Source organism: Methanococcus aeolicus Nankai-3, from assembly GCF_000017185.1.
In the GTDB taxonomy this organism is placed as follows: domain Archaea; phylum AGJL01; class Methanococci; order Methanococcales; family Methanococcaceae; genus Methanofervidicoccus; species Methanofervidicoccus aeolicus.
This window is the reverse complement of sequence record NC_009635.1, coordinates 1,045,161-1,063,207: the sequence shown is the minus strand read 5'-3', so window position 1 is coordinate 1,063,207 and position 18,047 is coordinate 1,045,161. Positions and strand designations below refer to the sequence as shown.

At 29.8% G+C, this 18,047-nt stretch carries 16 protein-coding genes and 1 tRNA gene; 5 read left to right on the top strand and 12 right to left on the bottom strand.

Annotated features, from left to right (window positions below):
• Positions 1 to 8 precede the first annotated feature (8 nt).
• On the bottom strand, positions 9 to 1,235 hold the full coding sequence (locus MAEO_RS05210; RefSeq protein ID WP_011973743.1) for a proteasome-activating nucleotidase: 1,227 nt from the start codon (positions 1,233 to 1,235) through the stop codon (positions 9 to 11).
• Positions 1,236 to 1,670: 435 nt separating this feature from the next.
• On the opposite strand from MAEO_RS05210, the gene MAEO_RS05205 reads away from it, so the two are divergent.
• Positions 1,671 to 2,159, top strand: a complete 489-nt coding sequence (locus tag MAEO_RS05205; RefSeq protein ID WP_011973742.1) for a multiprotein bridging factor aMBF1 — start codon at positions 1,671 to 1,673, stop codon at positions 2,157 to 2,159.
• A gap of 39 nt (positions 2,160 to 2,198) precedes the next feature.
• Here MAEO_RS05205 and MAEO_RS05200 read toward each other — a convergent pair whose 3' ends face one another.
• Positions 2,199 to 2,984, bottom strand: a complete 786-nt coding sequence (locus MAEO_RS05200; RefSeq protein WP_011973741.1) for an isopentenyl phosphate kinase — start codon at positions 2,982 to 2,984, stop codon at positions 2,199 to 2,201.
• 220 nt (positions 2,985 to 3,204) lie between these two features.
• Between MAEO_RS05200 and MAEO_RS05195 the strand changes: the two genes are divergently transcribed.
• Both MAEO_RS05195 and MAEO_RS05190 read left to right on the top strand, forming a co-directional pair.
• Positions 3,205 to 4,602, top strand: a complete 1,398-nt coding sequence (locus MAEO_RS05195) for a lactaldehyde dehydrogenase (protein WP_011973740.1) — start codon at positions 3,205 to 3,207, stop codon at positions 4,600 to 4,602.
• A 34-nt stretch (positions 4,603 to 4,636) separates the two neighbouring features.
• Entirely contained in the window at positions 4,637 to 5,446 is an 810-nt protein-coding gene (locus MAEO_RS05190; RefSeq protein WP_011973739.1) for a biotin--[acetyl-CoA-carboxylase] ligase, read from the top strand.
• Between the two features lie 16 nt (positions 5,447 to 5,462).
• Here MAEO_RS05190 and hmdC read toward each other — a convergent pair whose 3' ends face one another.
• From hmdC to MAEO_RS05165, 5 genes are all read right to left on the bottom strand, one after another.
• Entirely contained in the window at positions 5,463 to 6,995 is a 1,533-nt protein-coding gene (hmdC, locus tag MAEO_RS05185) for a 5,10-methenyltetrahydromethanopterin hydrogenase cofactor biosynthesis protein HmdC (RefSeq protein ID WP_011973738.1), read from the bottom strand.
• A 31-nt stretch (positions 6,996 to 7,026) separates the two neighbouring features.
• Positions 7,027 to 7,608, bottom strand: a complete 582-nt coding sequence (locus MAEO_RS05180) for a hypothetical protein (protein ID WP_011973737.1) — start codon at positions 7,606 to 7,608, stop codon at positions 7,027 to 7,029.
• 11 nt (positions 7,609 to 7,619) lie between these two features.
• The gene (gene hmdB / locus MAEO_RS05175; RefSeq protein ID WP_011973736.1) at positions 7,620 to 8,654 is read right to left on the bottom strand and encodes a 5,10-methenyltetrahydromethanopterin hydrogenase cofactor biosynthesis protein HmdB; all 1,035 of its coding nucleotides are present in this window, start codon (positions 8,652 to 8,654) and stop codon (positions 7,620 to 7,622) included.
• 139 nt (positions 8,655 to 8,793) lie between these two features.
• The gene (gene hmd / locus MAEO_RS05170; RefSeq protein WP_011973735.1) at positions 8,794 to 9,822 is read right to left on the bottom strand and encodes a 5,10-methenyltetrahydromethanopterin hydrogenase; all 1,029 of its coding nucleotides are present in this window, start codon (positions 9,820 to 9,822) and stop codon (positions 8,794 to 8,796) included.
• 209 nt (positions 9,823 to 10,031) lie between these two features.
• A tRNA-Cys gene (locus tag MAEO_RS05165) sits at positions 10,032 to 10,105 on the bottom strand.
• Positions 10,106 to 10,501: 396 nt separating this feature from the next.
• Here MAEO_RS05165 and MAEO_RS05160 point away from each other — a divergent pair.
• A complete protein-coding gene (locus MAEO_RS05160) occupies positions 10,502 to 11,845 on the top strand; it encodes a prephenate dehydrogenase (RefSeq protein WP_011973734.1) in 1,344 nt (447 codons plus the stop codon).
• A gap of 193 nt (positions 11,846 to 12,038) precedes the next feature.
• On the opposite strand, the gene thsA is transcribed toward MAEO_RS05160, so the two are convergent.
• The 3 genes from thsA to MAEO_RS05145 form a co-directional block, all read right to left on the bottom strand.
• Positions 12,039 to 13,670 (bottom strand): thermosome subunit alpha, encoded by a 1,632-nt coding sequence (thsA, locus tag MAEO_RS05155; RefSeq protein ID WP_011973733.1) that lies wholly within the window; start codon positions 13,668 to 13,670, stop codon positions 12,039 to 12,041.
• 490 nt (positions 13,671 to 14,160) lie between these two features.
• Entirely contained in the window at positions 14,161 to 14,916 is a 756-nt protein-coding gene (locus MAEO_RS05150) for a segregation/condensation protein A (RefSeq protein ID WP_011973732.1), read from the bottom strand.
• A 9-nt stretch (positions 14,917 to 14,925) separates the two neighbouring features.
• The gene (locus tag MAEO_RS05145) at positions 14,926 to 15,516 is read right to left on the bottom strand and encodes a site-2 protease family protein (RefSeq protein ID WP_011973731.1); all 591 of its coding nucleotides are present in this window, start codon (positions 15,514 to 15,516) and stop codon (positions 14,926 to 14,928) included.
• Between the two features lie 336 nt (positions 15,517 to 15,852).
• On the opposite strand from MAEO_RS05145, the gene hypB reads away from it, so the two are divergent.
• Positions 15,853 to 16,515, top strand: coding sequence for a hydrogenase nickel incorporation protein HypB (hypB, locus tag MAEO_RS05140; RefSeq protein ID WP_011973730.1), 663 nt, complete (start codon positions 15,853 to 15,855; stop codon positions 16,513 to 16,515).
• 25 nt (positions 16,516 to 16,540) lie between these two features.
• Here the strand turns inward: hypB and MAEO_RS05135 are convergent, their stop codons facing one another.
• Positions 16,541 to 16,960 carry a DUF2120 domain-containing protein gene (locus MAEO_RS05135; protein ID WP_011973729.1) on the bottom strand — a complete coding sequence of 140 codons (420 nt, stop codon included), beginning with the start codon at positions 16,958 to 16,960 and terminating at the stop codon, positions 16,541 to 16,543.
• A 4-nt stretch (positions 16,961 to 16,964) separates the two neighbouring features.
• Positions 16,965 to 17,981: a flippase-like domain-containing protein gene (locus tag MAEO_RS05130; RefSeq protein ID WP_011973728.1), complete on the bottom strand. Its 1,017-nt coding sequence runs from the start codon at positions 17,979 to 17,981 to the stop codon at positions 16,965 to 16,967.
• Positions 17,982 to 18,047 lie beyond the last annotated feature (66 nt).

Here is an 18,047-nt window from a genome sequence, read left to right as displayed (position 1 = left end):
TAAATATTTTATCCATACATTACAGCAGGATGTTCTTTAAATGCATATTCTTCTTCCTTTTCCCCTGTTAGCTTTTCAATGGCACTTAAAAAGTCGTCCATTGTAACGAATTCTCTTCTATCTCTTATTGCAAGCATACCAGCTTCGGTACATACGGCCTTTAAATCAGCACCAACACAACCTTCGGCATGTTCTGCAACTTTTTCTAAATCTACGCCTTTTAAATTCATATTTTTTGTATGGATTTTTAATATATCTACTATTCCGTCTGCTGTGGGTGCAGGAACTTCAATAATTCTGTCAAATCTTCCAGGTCTCAATATTGCTGTATCAAGTATGTCTGGTCTGTTTGTGGCCCCTATTATTTTTACATCTCCTTTTGACTCAAAGCCGTCCATCTCTGCAAGAAGTTGCATGAGTGTTCTTTGAACTTCCCTATCTCCCCCTGTGAGTGATTCTGTTCTTTTACTTGCTACGGCATCAATTTCATCAATAAATATTATTGTGGGTGCGTTTTCTCTCGCCAATTTAAATACATCTTTTACAAGTTTTGCCCCTTCCCCTATAAATTTTTTAACTAATTCAGAACCAACGAGTTTTATAAATGATGCATTGGTTTCATTTGCTACGGCTTTTGCAAGTAGCGTTTTACCTGTTCCAGGTGGCCCGTAAAGCAATACTCCCTTAGGTGGTTCAATACCTACTTTTTCAAATAATTCTGGATGGGTTAATGGGAGCTCCACTACCTCCTTAACTTCTTTTATTTGTTTGTCCAGCCCTCCTATCTTATCAAATGTAATATCTGGTTTTTCCTCGATTTCCATTGCCAAAGCCCTGTAATCTTTTTCATTTGGCAATATTTCTACAACAGATAGAGTTTGCTGGTTTAAACATATTCTTGTACCAGGTACGATTTCATTGCTATCTATGAATTTAGAAATACTAACCAAAAAACTTGGACCTGTGGAGCTTTTAACTACTGCCTTTTCTTTTCCAACTTTATCTGTGACAGTCCCAATAATAAGCGGAGGAACTCTTAATTTTTCTAATTCTCTTCTAAGGACTTCTACTTCCTTATTTAATTCTTCATTAGCTTTTAATAATCCCCTTTTTTCTAAATCCATTCTTAATATTGTACTTTCAAGTTCTGCAATTTTTGCCTTTTCTTTAAATTCAGCTATGTCCGTGTCTATGTTTTTATTTCCTATATCCTCATCATAAGTTGGAGTTGTCATAATATATCCCCTATAATATTAAATAATTAATACTACTAATTGTTTATTTAAATTAAATTATTATCTAAAATATACATAGAATAATATAGAATATATAATATATATAGGACATATACATACGATATCCTACTTATATATTTATACCATAATATTATGAAATTTAACTATATATAAATATTGTTATATGGCTCGTTCGGGAACTTTTTACAGTCTCAAAATTCCGAAGGAGTTTTTACGATACCTCAAATTCTTTCAGAATTTTTACAGTCGTATAAATTTTACAACGAAAAATTTATATATTGTATAAATTTTCCTCTGGAAAATTTGAAATTACAAAATAGTATAGACATAATATTTTAACTTAATAATAAATACAAAAAATATGGGCATTTAAATAACATATTTTTTGAACAAAATATAAATGATGGTGATATTATGCAGTGCGAACTATGTGGAAAAGAAACAACAAAACTCCTTACTTCAAGAATTGAAGGGGTAGAGATGCAGGTATGCGACGATTGTGCTAAATTTGGGACAATTATACAAAATTATTCGAGAATGCCCGATACAAAAGGCAGAAGAAGTGGTAGGGGTACTGAATATTCATCATCAAGACCGAAAAAACCAAGAAAAGATTTATTTGATACATTAAAGATGGTAGTAGAAGATTACGGAACCGTAATAAAACAGGCAAGGGAAAAAAGAGGATGGACACTAAAAGAACTTGCAAAACAGATAGGTATAAAGGAATCTACACTACATAAAATTGAGAGAAATGAGTTAGAGCCAGAAGAAAAATATGTAAAAAGATTAGAAAAAGAATTAAATATAACACTTTATGAAGGGAGCTCCGAGGAATACGAAGGGGGCGCCGATGATAGCGAATTTACTTTGGGCGATATGATAAAAATTAAAAGAAAATAGTTTAAATATTTTCGATATTTCTTTTTATTTTTTATTTTTTTAATTAATTTTAGTTCCATTAACCTCTCCAATTAATGACTTATATATATTATCTTTTTTACTACCATTAAATATTATGGTTTTTATGCCTAAATTATAACATTCCATTACTTTTAAATACATCCCCCCTGTAATGTCCTGTTTATTTGATGGTTTTAAACATTTTAAAACATCGTTTATATTATCTGAATTAATTTTTTTTATTGTTTTTTTATCCAAATCATAAACGCCATCTACATCGGAGGCATGTAGGCTTAAATCAGGATTTAATTTTTTTGATAAATATGGTAGGGCATGGTCCCCGGAAAATATTTTATAGTTATTTTCTCCCTTCAACACAATATCGCCGTGTATAACAGGAATTAAATTTCTTTTTAACATTCCTTCTATTGCATAGGTATCAAAGTGGAGCTCCCCCTTCTCATCAAATAATATAAATGAAGAAGGTTGAATTGATACAGCAGGGACTTCTTGTTGATGGAGCTCCTCAATAACAATATTATTAAATTTTCGCATGGCATTTTGAATATCCCAAAATCCTTTTTCCATGTTAAAAAATACTTTTTCTCCATTTTCATTTGTTTTAATGTATTTTTTTGCAACAGGATGTCCAAATGAACCGCCGCCATGAACGATTATTAAATTTAATATCTCTCCTTTATTTTTATAATATTCAATTGCCTTTTTTATCTCTAAGGACATTCTTTTTAAATCATCTGTTTTTACTGAAAAAGGAGTATTTTTATCGCATAATATGCTCCCTCCAAGTTTTAAAATGGCCAACATTATTATCACATCATACAATATTTTTTATAATTTAATTATAAAACTTAATATAATAAATCACTGCATATATATTATTAATATTGATTATATTATTGGTATTATTAGCATTGTTGATGGTATTTTGTCATTATAATTATTATCCTTAATAATATTACCAAATTATTTAAATTTATATTTTATATGTTCAAAAAGTTCCAAGATACAAAAAGGGGTGATATATATGTTTATAAATGGAGAATGGATAAATAGAAAAGATATAGAAGTAAAAAATCCATACAATAATGAAATAATAGGGTATATACCATCATTAAGTAGAAATGAGACAAAAGAAGCAATAAAAATAGCCGAGGAACATAAATCTACAATGAAAAATCTAAGCCCAACTATAAGATATAATATATTAATGAAAATAGCTTCAGAATTATCCAAAAATAAAAGAGAATTGGCAAAATTAATAACTATTGATGTAGGAAAGCCAATAAAACAGTCAATTATTGAGGTAGATAGAACAATAACCACATTTAAATTTTCAGCATTTTATTCAAGGGAGTTAAGGGGGGAAACTATACCTTTTGACGATGGGATGGTAATAACAAAAAGAGAACCAGTTGGATTAGTTGGTGCAATTACTCCATTTAATTTTCCATTAAACCTATTTGCACATAAAATAGCTCCGGCAATAGCTATGGGAAATAGTATAGTAGCTCACCCATCATCAAAAGCTCCGATGATAACTATTGAATTAACAAAGATTATTGAAAAAGTTTTAAAAAGTAAAAAAATACCGTTGGGAGTATTTAACCTATTAACTGGGGAGGGGCATATTGTAGGGGATGAAATCGTAAAAAATAATAAAATAAATAAACTGTCATTTACTGGAAGTGTAGAAGTTGGCGAATCAATTACAAAAAAGGCAGGATTTAAAAAAATAACTCTTGAATTGGGGGGAAATAATCCAATGATAATATTAAAAGATGCAAATATAAATAAAGCCGTGGAATCTTGTATGAGCGGTAAATTTTTAAATTCTGGTCAGGTTTGTATTTCTGTTGGACGGGTTCTAATAGAGCAGGAAGTGGCAGATGAATTTATAAATAAAATAGTTGAAAAAGTTAAAAAATTAAAAATAGGCAATCCATTAGATGAGGATACAAATATTAGTTCTTTAATATCATTGGATAGTGCGGAAAGAGTGGAAAAATTAATAAATAAATCAATAGGGCAAGGGGGAAAATTGATATGCGGTGGAAAGAGGGAAAATAGTATAATATATCCAACAATATTGGAAATCACAGCGGATAATATTTTAGCAAATATCGAAATTTTTGCCCCAGTTTTACCAATTATTAGGGTAAATGACATGAATGAGGCACTAAATCAGGCAAATAATTCAAATTATGGGCTCCACTCGGGAGTATTTACACAGGACATAAATAAAGCATTATATTTTGCAGACAATTTGGAATATGGGGGAGTATTGATAAACAATAGTCCTACATTTAGAATAGACAACATGCCATTTGGAGGAATTAAACACAGTGGATTAGGTAGGGAAGGTATAAAATATGCCATTGACGAAATGAGCGAAATTAAAACTATTATAGTTAATACTAAATAAAATAATATTAATAAATAATAAAATAAGGAAAATTATGCAGATAAATAATAAATCCAACAATAAATTTAAAATAATACACTTAAAAACTACAATTTCCACAAATATGGACTGTATAGAATTGGGAAAAGAAGGAAAAAGAAATATTGTTGTAGTTTCAGATATTCAAACAAAAGGTAAGGGGCGACTTAATCGGTTATGGTATTCTAACTATGGGGGACTATATTTCTCCATGTTATTAGATATAAAAGATATTAAAGTGGAACAAATTAATTTTATGGCTTCTTTATCTATTGTGGATACATTAAATAATTATTCAACTAAGGATTTTGGAACCGTGGGAGGACAAAAACCGAAGGTTTTTGGAATCGTTGGAAGACAAAAACCGAAGGTTTTTGGAATAAAGTTTCCAAATGATATTATTGTAAAAAATAACCATTCAACAGATTATAAAAAAATATCAGGAATATTGGGGGAAATTAACTTAAATTATGGCTTTGTAGTTGTGGGGATAGGCATAAATATTAACAATACAATAGATGCCGAAATAAAGGATATTGCAACATCTTTAAAAGAAATAGAAGGTAAAGAATTTAATAAACAAGAAATACTAAATGTATTTATTAATAACTTCAATAAATATAAAGAATTAACTGAAAAGGAGATTTTAAATAAATATAAAGAATATTCTGCTACAATTGGGGAAAAAGTTAAAATAATTACTCCAAACAATGAAATAATCGGTATTGTGCAGGATATAGATTTTAATGGATTATATCTTAAAACAGATGATAATGTTATTAAAAATATTTCTGTTGGGGATTGTATTCATTTAAGAAAAAAATAATAAAAAAATATATAAATTAAATCAAACTTTCAACATCTTTATTATATCTATTTTTTATTTTTAAGTTAATTTCTGGGATAAATGAGGTAATAAATGATTTATCTGCCTGTTCTATAACTTTTTTATCGTTTCCATCTGTTCCATAGGCATTTATTCCTGCATCATTTAATATTTTAATTGTGGCATATTCCACCCATTTATTGGCATCGGAGATATAAACTTCCTCTGGTTTTAAGGCGTCAATAAGTCCCCAAGCTACATATCGCCCCCCGAGAGCTCCTATCTTATCTACTTTTTCAATGTCATCAATGGTTTTTGTGTGTAGGTTGTTTGCTAAATTGCTGTTATTTACTGCCACCCAATGAGCATCGCCAGTAAAGAAATCTCCTATTTTATTTGGATAAATTAAACTATTTCCACCATAATTTAAAAATTTGGCACTTTTTGTTAATGCTCTTAATACTGGTTTAGTTAATAAACAGGTATCCAATTTATTATATTCAATTTCTTCTTTAATAATTCTTAAAACCCGTGGAGCTCCGAAGTTTCCTCTCTTTGCTGTGTCTGGCGAATATCCACACATATAGCCGTGATGGTTTCCAGAGAATCCGCTTAATATCATGTTTAAACCACTTCTAAGCCCTATTCTACATTCATCCTCATAAGCTCCATTTGTGGCAACCACTCCCCCTTTTACAAGTATTCGGGATACGGCAATTGCTTTTGCAAATGTTTTTAATCTATCTTTTGCCCTGTTAAAAGGAGCTCCCTCAACTACAAAAGCATCAACCCCCAAATCCACACATGACTTTAAACCAGTGATTAAATCATCATATCCATCTCCAATATGGAATATGCCCTCTAAACCTTTACCATGTTTATGTGCTTCATTTGCCACAATTTTCATTTCTTCAAGTGGAGCTCCATGTTCTTCTCCCCCCTGTTCTTCCACAACATTTATGCAAACTGTGGAGGATAATTTTATCCAGTCATTAAATTCATAAGAATATTCTTTTTCTTTATCGATTAATCTTTTATGAATTCTACCTCTTGGGCAACCTTCGGAGGGAGCTCCCATTCTATAACAATCTCCTCCACAGTGAGTTATTTCCTTTGGAAATCTCATGGCTCCATATTTTCCAAAATGGTCTAAATCAATAGGAACTTCTACGCTTTCAGATATGGTTTTAAATACTTCTAATGGTGTTATGCTTTCCCGTTCTGCAATATCTCCCAAAGCATAGGCACAAATATGTATTGGAAAGCCCATATAATCTGAAAGCATAGAATTTTCCACCAATTGGGGCATCGTTAAAGAGGAGGAACAAGGTCCAATTCCTATTTCAACTAAATCGCAACCTAATGGGAATTTTCTAAGGTTGCTACCTATTTTTTGTATGTCTTCTATTGGGAGCTCCCCGACAGCATCGACAACAGAAATTATATCCCCTTCGGTTAATTTATTATTTGTTAATTTATTGGTAATTAGTCCTCTTAATTCTAAACAGGCATCTAAATCATTTACGGCACTTTTGATTATGTCATGCATCTAACCACCTTTAACATATATACATTTAATATTATAATGAATTTATGGAATTTATAATTTGTAAATATCTGTTTTCAATTCTTTCTAATGTATTTAAATCATAATTATGGGTTTTTAAAATTACAATATCTTTATTGTCATTAATGTCGCATTTATTGGCCATATAATCGGGAATTATTGTAATTCCATCATCTGACAGAGTTAAACCTAGATCAATTATAATTTTTTTTATAAATGTTGAATTACTATTTAATTTAATTGTATTATTATATTTCATTGATTTAATTCGGTTTTGGGCTATATTAATTGTTTCATTGTAGTTTTTTATTTTATTTTTATCTCCGATATTTAATTTAATTAAATTTTCCATACTATCTATTAAATCGTTAAAAGTGGCAGATTTTATTTCAAAAATAGGATATGGATTTAATTTTTCCACTCTTTCCTTATATCCCTTTGAAATAATCAATAAATCATATCGTTCTTTTAGTTTATTGTTGTATGGATTAACTACATCATAATCCTCTATATCGATTATTTCTGCAATATCCCTATACATCCTGGTTATTGCCACCAATCTTTGATTTGGGTTAATTCCGATTAGATTTTTCATAATGCCCCAATTTATTTTTTTATTTTTGGAGTTAGTCCTAACTCTTCAATCATTTTAACAACTTCTTTTAAATTGCCCGTTTTTGGATTTCCCACTCCTTTTATATTCATTGGGTGGTTGTCTGGTATTACGGTTGCTATGTTGCTTGCCCCTCCCATTAGTGCAAATTGAACAAGCTCCGCTCCAATTGTTGGGGTTGGTGATGTAATTCTAATATCTGGAAACATCAACCTACTTATGGCAATAGTTTTAGCCTGTTCCAACGCCGAACATTTTGGATGGTTTTCCATCGGTGTATCTTTATATGGATTAAATCCCATTATAGGAATTTCATCCACAGGGAGCTCCTTTAAAAACAATAAATGATTTGCCCTATCCTCATAACTTTCCCCTATTCCTAACAATAAACCAGATGATAAATTTATATCATATTTTTTTACCAATTTACAGATATTTATTCTATTTTCTAAATCTTCCCCTGGTTTAACTGATTTAAATACTTTATTATTAATGGTTTCTAAATTACAGCAAATTATATCGATGTCATGTTTTTTTAATTCTTTTATGCAGTTTTCTGTAAAATCTGCCCCAGCATTTACTAAAACTTCTAAATTTGTATTTTCTTTAACTATTTTCAAAGTTCGTAATGTTTCTTTGCCCCCATATCCATGTGCTGAGGAACAGCTAACTCTCATAATTCCACTTTTTTCAATTGCTATTGCGGAATTTTTTATTTCTTCGTCTGTCGTTCTAAATGGCTCATAATATCCTTCCTTTGAAGTTCCCGCCGCGAAACCACAATAATAACATTTCGGATTTACGGAACATATATTGGTGATATGGATTGAAGATATTATTTCTATTTCTTTTTTAAAATAGTCCCTTACTTCTGATGCAATACTGAATAAATTTAAATAATCATTACCTTTGGAAATATTAAATAACTTTAAGGCATCTTCTTTTGATATTAGTCCGTTTTTTAGGTTTTCTTTGGAAGTATCTTCTTTTAAATTTTCAAAATTGTCCCGTATGTGTGAAAAATCCATTAAATCACCGATTTATTATATATTATATTGGTTGCCTGTGGAGGTTTATAAATTTAATATATTTAATTTAAAAATAAATTATTCTTATGACATAAAAATGTTAAAAAAAAGAAAATATGGGATTATAAATATTTATTAATTATTTTTTGTGTTCTTCGAGAACTTTCAATGAAGCTGGAAGTAATTCTGACAATGGACCAAAGCACATACTGTCTGCTGTTCCGGTTAATGCTCCTGGGTTTAATTTGTTTTCCATATTTTGTATTCCTTCATTTCTCATTAATTCTAACATTTGAGTAATAGCTTCGTCTGCCATCATTTGAGCGAAATCAGCAGGAGCTCCTAAAATGTTTGTAACTGCATCTCTGTATGATAATATTGCAGCATAAACTGGTGCTGTAACAGCTGAACCCATATCACATACAGGACTAATTAAGTTAGCTGGCATTTTAAATGCTGTTCCTCTTGATATTTTTGCGATTTTGTATAATTTCTCAACAGCTTCTTCACTAGCATATCCTTCTGATAAATATACTTGTCCTTTCATTTCAGGAACACATCCTGGATGGAATGATACAATGTTTAAATCTTCTCTTCCTAAATCTTTAAAGATTTTTGCGAATTTTGGTGTTGGAATGGTGCATGCATGTGTTACAATAGCTCCTTCTTTTATTGCATCTACGAATTTTTCAATAATTGCTGGCTGGCTTCCTCCTTTTGGTAACCATGTAATTACTATATCGGCTCCTTCAATAGCTTCTCTGTCGTCTGATGTAACTTTTAATCCAACTTTTTCTGGATTAACAAAGTGGATACATCCTTTTGGTGGTTTTGGCGAATCTTTTGCCTTAGCTTTAACAGCATCCCTAATAGCTGGCATTACATCCTCTGCTTTTCCTGCTAAATGAGCTTCCATTACTTCTTTACAGTCAAATTCGTCAATTATAATTAAACCCGGTTCTTCTGCAAAGCATGGGTCTGAAACAACAACTTCATCAATTTCATCTACTAAATGTAATAATTCTGCCCCCATCGTGATAGTTGAATGAGTCATTGTTATTTCCGGAATTCCTACTTTATTTGCAACTTCTGCTGCTCTTGAAAAGTTTGTAATACCACATGCTGCATGGGACCTATAACATCCTGCTCCTAATATTGCTACTTTCAAAATATCACCTCATTTTTATAATACTAATTTGTATAAATATTATATAAAAACTTAACGATTTAATTTCATTTAATGCAATACCTATAAAAATTATTAATACCAATATTATATAAAATAATATTATTAATTTAAATTAACGGATATATACCTATAATAAAAAAATAATATCTCAAAATCCTTTGGATTTATACAATTTTATTATTTGAAAAAGCCAAGGAAGGGATTTGAACCCTTCTGAAGCGGATCTGCAGTCCGCTGCCTCGCCGGACTAGACTACCTTGGCATATTCTATTACACAATTACATATTAACAATGTAATTCTACTATATATACTTTGTGGTGGGTAAGTATGTAATGTGTCATAAAATATTGGTGAATTTATGAATTTTATTATTACAAGAGCTCCGAACATATCTACCCAAACATACCATAGTAAATCGACGGACGCCATACCTCAAGGATAGCATATAAGAAAAATACTAGCAATATGTTCGGATACTACGAACATCGACGGATGAAAAAAAACCGACGGTTTTTTGAAAATAAAGCCCACACGGGGTTTAGCCAATCTTTGATTAGCCTAATTTATCTGTCGATTCACTATATATATAATAAATTATCTAATATATCATATCATTATTTATACAATATAATAAAAAATAATAAAAAAAGGAATATTATGATAATATCAATAATAGGCGGAACAGATGGATTAGGGAAATGGTTTGCAAAATATTTAAGCAGTAAAGGATATTCTGTAATAGTTAGTGGTAGAGATAAAGAAAAAGGAGAAGCAGTTGAAAAAGAATTGGGGGTAATATATACGCAGGACAATATTGAAGCCACAAAAAAAGGAGATATTGTAATTTTGGCAGTTCCTATAAATATTACTGAATGGATGATTAAAGAGTTGGCACCCCATGTAAGGGAAAATTGTGTTTTAATGGATATTACCTCTATAAAAGAAATTCCAACAAAGGCCATGTTAAAATATGCAAAAAAAGATACATTTATAATGCCCACCCATCCAATGTTTGGACCTTCTACGCCATCTTTAAGAAGGCAGGTTGTTATATTAACACCACCTACCAAGGAACATGAAAATAACCCCTGGTTTATTAAAATAAAAAACTTTTTTGAAGAAGAGGGGGCCCGGGTAATTATAATTCCACCAGAAAAACATGATAAAATTATGGGCGTTGTTCAGGGACTAACTCATTATTCATATATAGTTCTTGGTTCGACATTAAGGGAGTTGAATATAGATATAAAAGAATCGCGAAAATACGCCTCCCCAATATATGAATTAATGATAAATATTATAGCAAGAATTATTGGGCAAAATCCTTATTTGTATGCCGATATACAGATGCACAATCCACAAATAAATGATATTCATCAAACATTTATAAATGAGTGCGAAAAAATAAAGGAAATAGTTGAAAACAACGACAGAGAAGCATTTGCAAAACTAATGAAAGAATCCTCAAAACACTTTGGAAATGAAACTATAAAAGGAATGAATTATTCTGATAAAGCCGTAGGGGCAATAACTCGGGAAGTAGATAAGCTAAAAAAATCAATTGGTAAAGAGGCTGGTTTAAAACATGCCTACTCCAATAAAGTTCATTTTGGAATTGTGAAAGATGTAGTTGATGATTTTATAATATTGGATAAACAAGGCAAGGATTTAAAATTAAGCATTGCAAATACCAATTTAATGACAAAAGAAGAATTAAAACAATGGAAGGAGGCAAATTTAAAAAAATATTATAATGATATTTCATTTTTATTTAAAGATAATATAGACATTGATATAATACTAGAATTATTAAAAAGTAAATATAATATTGAAATAATTGATGTTTATAAAGGAGCTCCCATACAGGAAGGATATAAAAGTATCACATTTAGAATATATTCATTTAAAAAACAAGATTTAGAAAATTTGAGGAGCTCCCTTATAAGAACTGTGGAAAATATTGGAGGAATTAAACGATACAATACAGATATTTTAAATTAATATATTTTGATAACAACAGATAATGTCTATTATTTATTATCTATTATTTTTACTTATTCTATTATTTTTATTTATTTATCTATTGCTTATTTATATATTATTCACTATCCATTACTTATTATAATATAGTATTTAAATTTATAAATATATTATTTTAAAAAAATAAAAAAAGGAAGAATTGAGGAAATCAAATTTACATCATTCCTGGCATACCGCCCATTCCTCCCATTCCGCCCATATCAGCAGGCATATCTCCACCGCCTAATTTTTCAGCAGCAATTACATCGTCAATTCTTAATAACATTTCAGCGGATTCTGTTGCAGATTGTATAGCTTGTGTTTTAACTCTTAATGGTTCAACTACTCCATTTGCAGCCATATCTTCAACTTCTCCGGTTAATACATTTAATCCAAATGTTGTGCTTCCTTCTGTTGCATGTTTAGCTCTTAAATTAACTAACATTTCAATAGCATCTAATCCAGCATTTTCTGCTAGTGTTCTTGGTATTACTTCCAAAGCGTCAGCAAATCCTTTAACTGCTAATTGCTCTCTTCCGCTTACGGAGTCAGCGAATTCTCTTAATCTCATAGCAGTTTCAACTTCAACAGCTCCACCACCTGCTACTATTTTTCCATCTTCGATTGTGCATGAAACAACTCCAATAGCATCATCAATAGCTCTTGCTACTTCATCAACTACATGCTCTGTTGTTCCTCTAACTAAGATTGTAACAGCTTTTGGGTGTTTGCATTCTTTTACAAATATCATATTGTCTCCGGCAACTTTTTCTTCTACTACAACGCCAGCTTCCCCTAAATCATCAGCTGTTAAATCTTTAATGTTTGAAATAATGTTAGCTCCTGTCGCTTTTGTTAATTTTTCAATGTCTGATTTTTTAACTCTTCTAATTGCTAATATTCCAGCTTTTGCTAGGTAGTGCTGAGCTAAGTCATCAATTCCTTTTTGACATACTAATACATTAGCACCAGATGCTTTTATTTCTTCAACCATGTCTTTTAACATTTTTTCTTCTTGTTCAATGAATTCCATCATTTTCGTAGGGTCGGTTATGCTGATTTTTGCATCTGTTTCTGTGCTTTTTATTTCAATTGGGCAGTTTAATAATGCGATTTTTGCATCTTCAACTTTTTTAGGCATTTGTGGATTTACTCTTTCTTTGTCGATTAAGATTCCTTTAATTAGTGATGTTTCCTCAACAGCAATTCCTTCTTTTTTCTCTATTTTTATGAGGTCTGTGTCGATTTTACCATCTCCATCAACAACTGAGGTTACAGCATCTACAATGATTTCTGCTATATGTCCTTTTGCCTTTTCAGCTCCTTTTCCTGTAATTGCAGTCATGGCAATTTTCTTTAATAATTCTTTATCTTCTACATCAACTGTTGTAGCCATATCTTTTAATATGCTCTGAACTTTTCCAAGTGCTAACTGGTATCCTTTGATTATCATTGTTGGATGAACATTTTGGTCTAATAATTCTTCTGCTTTTCTTAATAATTCTCCTGCTACGATAACTGCGGATGTGGTTCCGTCACCTACTTCCTTCTCCTGTGTTTTAGCTACTTCAATTAACATTTTTGCAGCTGGGTGTTCAACACTCATTTCTTTTAAGATTGTTACACCGTCGTTTGTGATAACTATGTCCCCTAAATCATCAACTAACATTTTGTCCATTCCTTTTGGCCCTAATGTTGATCTAACTGTTTCCGCAATAATTCTTCCTGCTAATATGTTCATTCTTTGAGCATCTCTTCCCATGTATCTTTTTACATGTTCTGGCATTACATTTGTAGGTCCTGACATAATTAAATCACCTTTTTTCTGTATGTTGATTTTTTTTATTTTTATAAAATAGTTATCTATGTTATTAGGATAGGTAGTAGGATTTTAGTAGATTTCATATATATTCTACTCTAACGGTATGTATATGTTTATGAACTTCTATATAAATATTATTATGTTGTGCAATTTAACTGCACAATTATTTTATGGAGTTTTATGCTCTGTTCTGATGCATAACTTCTATTATAGTAAGTTCAATAACCATCCCTTATCCGTCATATCGTAAAAATTCCTCTGGAATTTTGAGGTCCCCCCGGGATTCAATAATCTCTGATTATTGCATGTCGTAAAAATCGCTTTGCGATTTTGAGAATTATTAAATAAAATCCTTTTAGGATTTTATACAAAAGCATAGCTTTTGTAAATGAATTTCCTAATTTATTATGATATAAGATTTTAGCTTTTCATCATAGCATATTTATGAAAAAGGCCGAAGATTGACTATATATTGTTATTTACATTTTAAAATAATCTCTTTAAATAATTCTTTCTGATAAATTTCAATGGTTCCATCGTTTGCAAGATAAAGGGAGGGTAAAAAATTCTTTACAATATCTTTTGGATTTTGGAATTTTTTTTGAAATATAATCTCTCCGCAGTGGAGCTCCTTTAAAAGATATTCCATTATATCAGAAATATCTTCTTCCTCTTCAAGGTCCTCCATAAGTTCAAACACAGCAGCAGTTCCTTTTGTTTTATTTTTGAATTTTTTAGGTTTTTTGGCTTTATCAAGTTCGGATTTTAATGTATTAATTAAATCATTAAATGTAATTGTTTTTTCCTTTTTCCCTTTTTTCCCCTTTTTATCATTTTTGTCTTCTAAATTTTCGTTTATTTCGATATTGTTGTCATCTTCGTAATATTCTCCAAATTCTTCACCTTCGGATTCTATTTCTAGGTCTTCTTTGTCATCATTGAATGTGTTTTCACATTCCCCATATAATATTTGTGATTTCATTCTTAATAGCACACTACCAACAAGCACCACATCGGCGGACAATCTTATATCAAATTGACGGAGCTCCCTGATAGTTTTTATATATTCATCAGCTATTTCGGATATATTGATATTCCACGGCTCTATATTTTTTTTATCAATACTTTCCTTAATAATCCTAATCCAGAGCTCAAAACCCCCATCTTTGTAAATTTCGTTATTATCATTGTTTTGTTCTGTATTGTTATTTGTATTGTTATTATATTCCATAATACCCCCTTAATGGAAAAATATCAAATATGCCAATGGAATTGTAGTTAATAAATAAATTTTTGGATTCCAACTTAAAATTTTACTTCCATCAAATGGTGGTATCGGTATCATGTTGAATCCAGCAAGAAATATGTTTATGTAGTATCCATGGTATCCTATGTCCGATATTATCGGAATATGCATTAAATAAAACATATAAAATACAATAGCCAAAGCTACATTTGTAAGTGGTCCAGCAATAGAGATTAATCCATTTTCACGAGATGTTAAATAATCTTTCCAAATATAAACAGCACCAGGGGCTATAAATGTTGTTCCAATAAGTATTTTTAATACCAATGCAATAGCTAATCCATTATACCAAGCTCTAAATTCGCTTATTGCTCCAAAATGTCTGGCTACTGTTCTATGTGCCAATTCATGCAATACAAAACCAGTTCCAACGGCGATAAGTATTACTATAAATGTAATTATAAAATTCATATTTATTATGGGAATTATGCTCCCGCCATTCCAGGCAAATATTAAAGCAATTGCAAAAGTTGAAACTGCCAAATCTCTAATTTCAATAGAATTAAATTTAAATAAATCCATCATATTTACACCATAATGTATTATTTTTAAAAGAATTATTATTCGTAATATTATAATTAAGTTCGATACTCCTTATTAATTTATCTAATAATTATAATTTATATACAATAAATATATTATTTTATTTTGATAATACATTATACCTATATTTATAATTTACAATATATCATAATTATAATATACTTTATACATAATAACATATTGTTCCCCAAATTCTCTATCCCGTTATAACAAATCAGTATGATAATTAGGACATTAGAGAACATATATTTTGAACATATTATATACTTTACATTGATTATACATTATTTTTCATTATTATATAAATGTGGTGATAATATGCATTTTGTCAGTGTGGCAGATATCGGAAAAGATTTATTAAAAGTAAATAAAAAACGAGCAGATAAAATTAGAAAATTATTAAATGAAAATAATATAATTGCATTTGACTTTATGGGGGCAACAGGTAGTGGAAAAACCCTTTTAATAGAAAAATTAATAGATAATTTAAAGGATAAATATAATGTGGCCTGTATTGCAGGAGATGTAATAGCAAAATATGATGCAGATAGATTAAAACGACATGGAGTGCAAGTGATACCATTAAATACAGGAAAAGAATGTCATTTAGATGCCCATTTAGTTAAACATGCTTTTAATGATTTAGATTTAGAGAATATCGATATATTATTTATAGAAAATGTAGGAAATCTCATATGTCCTGCTGATTTTGATTTAGGAACTCATAAAAGAATAGTGGTTATTAGCGTAACCGAAGGAGACGATACAGTAGAAAAACATCCGGAAATATTTAAAACAGCAGATTTAACCATTATAAATAAAATAGATATTGCAGACGCCGTAGGAGCTGACCCAATAAAGATGCGAGAAGATGCAAAAAAGTTAAATAAAGAAATGGGAGTATTATTAACATCTATAAAAAATAATGAAGGAATAGATAAAGTAATAGAATTTATAGAGAAAACTAAAACGAAATATTAATATATTAATGTATATTAATCCCTATTTAGCAACATATAACTTCTACAAATATGGGTTTTTTTACTACTTTATCATACCATAAACATATTCCAACAAATAATTCTCCTTTTTTTCCAATAATATAATCACATTCACAACCCATATTTTCAAAAGATTTTTTTAACATTTCAAATCCAAAGGCATCAGGATATATGTCGCTACCTTCTCCAATTTTTTCATCAATTTTTTCAATAAATATGTTAATATCTTCATCATCTGGGAGCTCCAACTTATTTTCTACCAACTTACTTTTAAGATATTCTTTAATTGAATCAAATTCTTCAAATTTTTTATCTCTACATACACTTCTAACTATTAATAGTCCATTTTTTTCATAAATGGGTTTTGAACCTTTAAATGCTTCAAGAGATTTTATTATTCTTCCAGTTGTTACATTTATCATCATATTATCACTTATTTTTTAGTTTTTTTGCTTTGTCTTTTATTATTTTGAATGATAGTGCTCCAACAATAGTGGCAAGTCCATAAGATATACTTCTATCCAATATAGCTCCTGCGGCAGCTTCCGACTGAGGAATCTCGAATAAAGAATACATTCCAATCATTACGGCATCAGAAGCCCCCAAACCACCAGGTAGTGTCGGCACCATTCCAGCAAGTAATGATACCAAATATGTTGAAATTACTCCAATATATGAAATATTACTTTTTATTGCAATAAATAATATATATACTCTAATAATATCTAATATCCACCACATAAAAGATAATATAAAAGGAATTGCCATTTTTGATTTATTTTTATTAAATAATCTAATGTTATCTTGAAATAATTTTATGGATTTTTTTATCCCCTCTTCGTCGATATGGTAAGATATTGAAAATATTGAGCCTATTTTTAATATTTTTAAGATACATTTATAAAGCAGTGATTTGTGCATTGCCAAATATATCAATAGCAATGATATGCCCATAACAATTCCCCACATTAATATGAGAAAATTTGCATATTGTATTCCATTACTTACAAAATAAACAATTAAAAATAATGATAATATTAGAAATACAATTGTATCCAATAACCTTTCAATGGCTACACTTGAATAGGATATATGTTTTGGAATATTTTCTAATTTAGATAAATAATGTGCTCTAAATGGCTCACTGCCCCCCTTCATAGAGGGGGTAATATTATTAATAAATTGTCCCATCATAGATAATAAAAATAAATTTTTTAGCGAAGCATTATAATTATTCATATTGAGTAAATATTTCCACCGAATTACGATTGTAAATACCATTATAAAATATAAAATAATAGCAAATAAATATATTGCTATATTAATCGATAAAAATATAGAAATTACATCCGAAATACCAATATAATTAATAATTAAAAATATTATGCTAAAACCTAACCCCCACAACAATATATTTTTTAATATTTTTTTTATCTTTGTTCTCATAGTTCCCCGATTTAGTAAATTTATGGTATTTTTTAAAAATTCCAATTATGGTATGTTCGGAAAGAA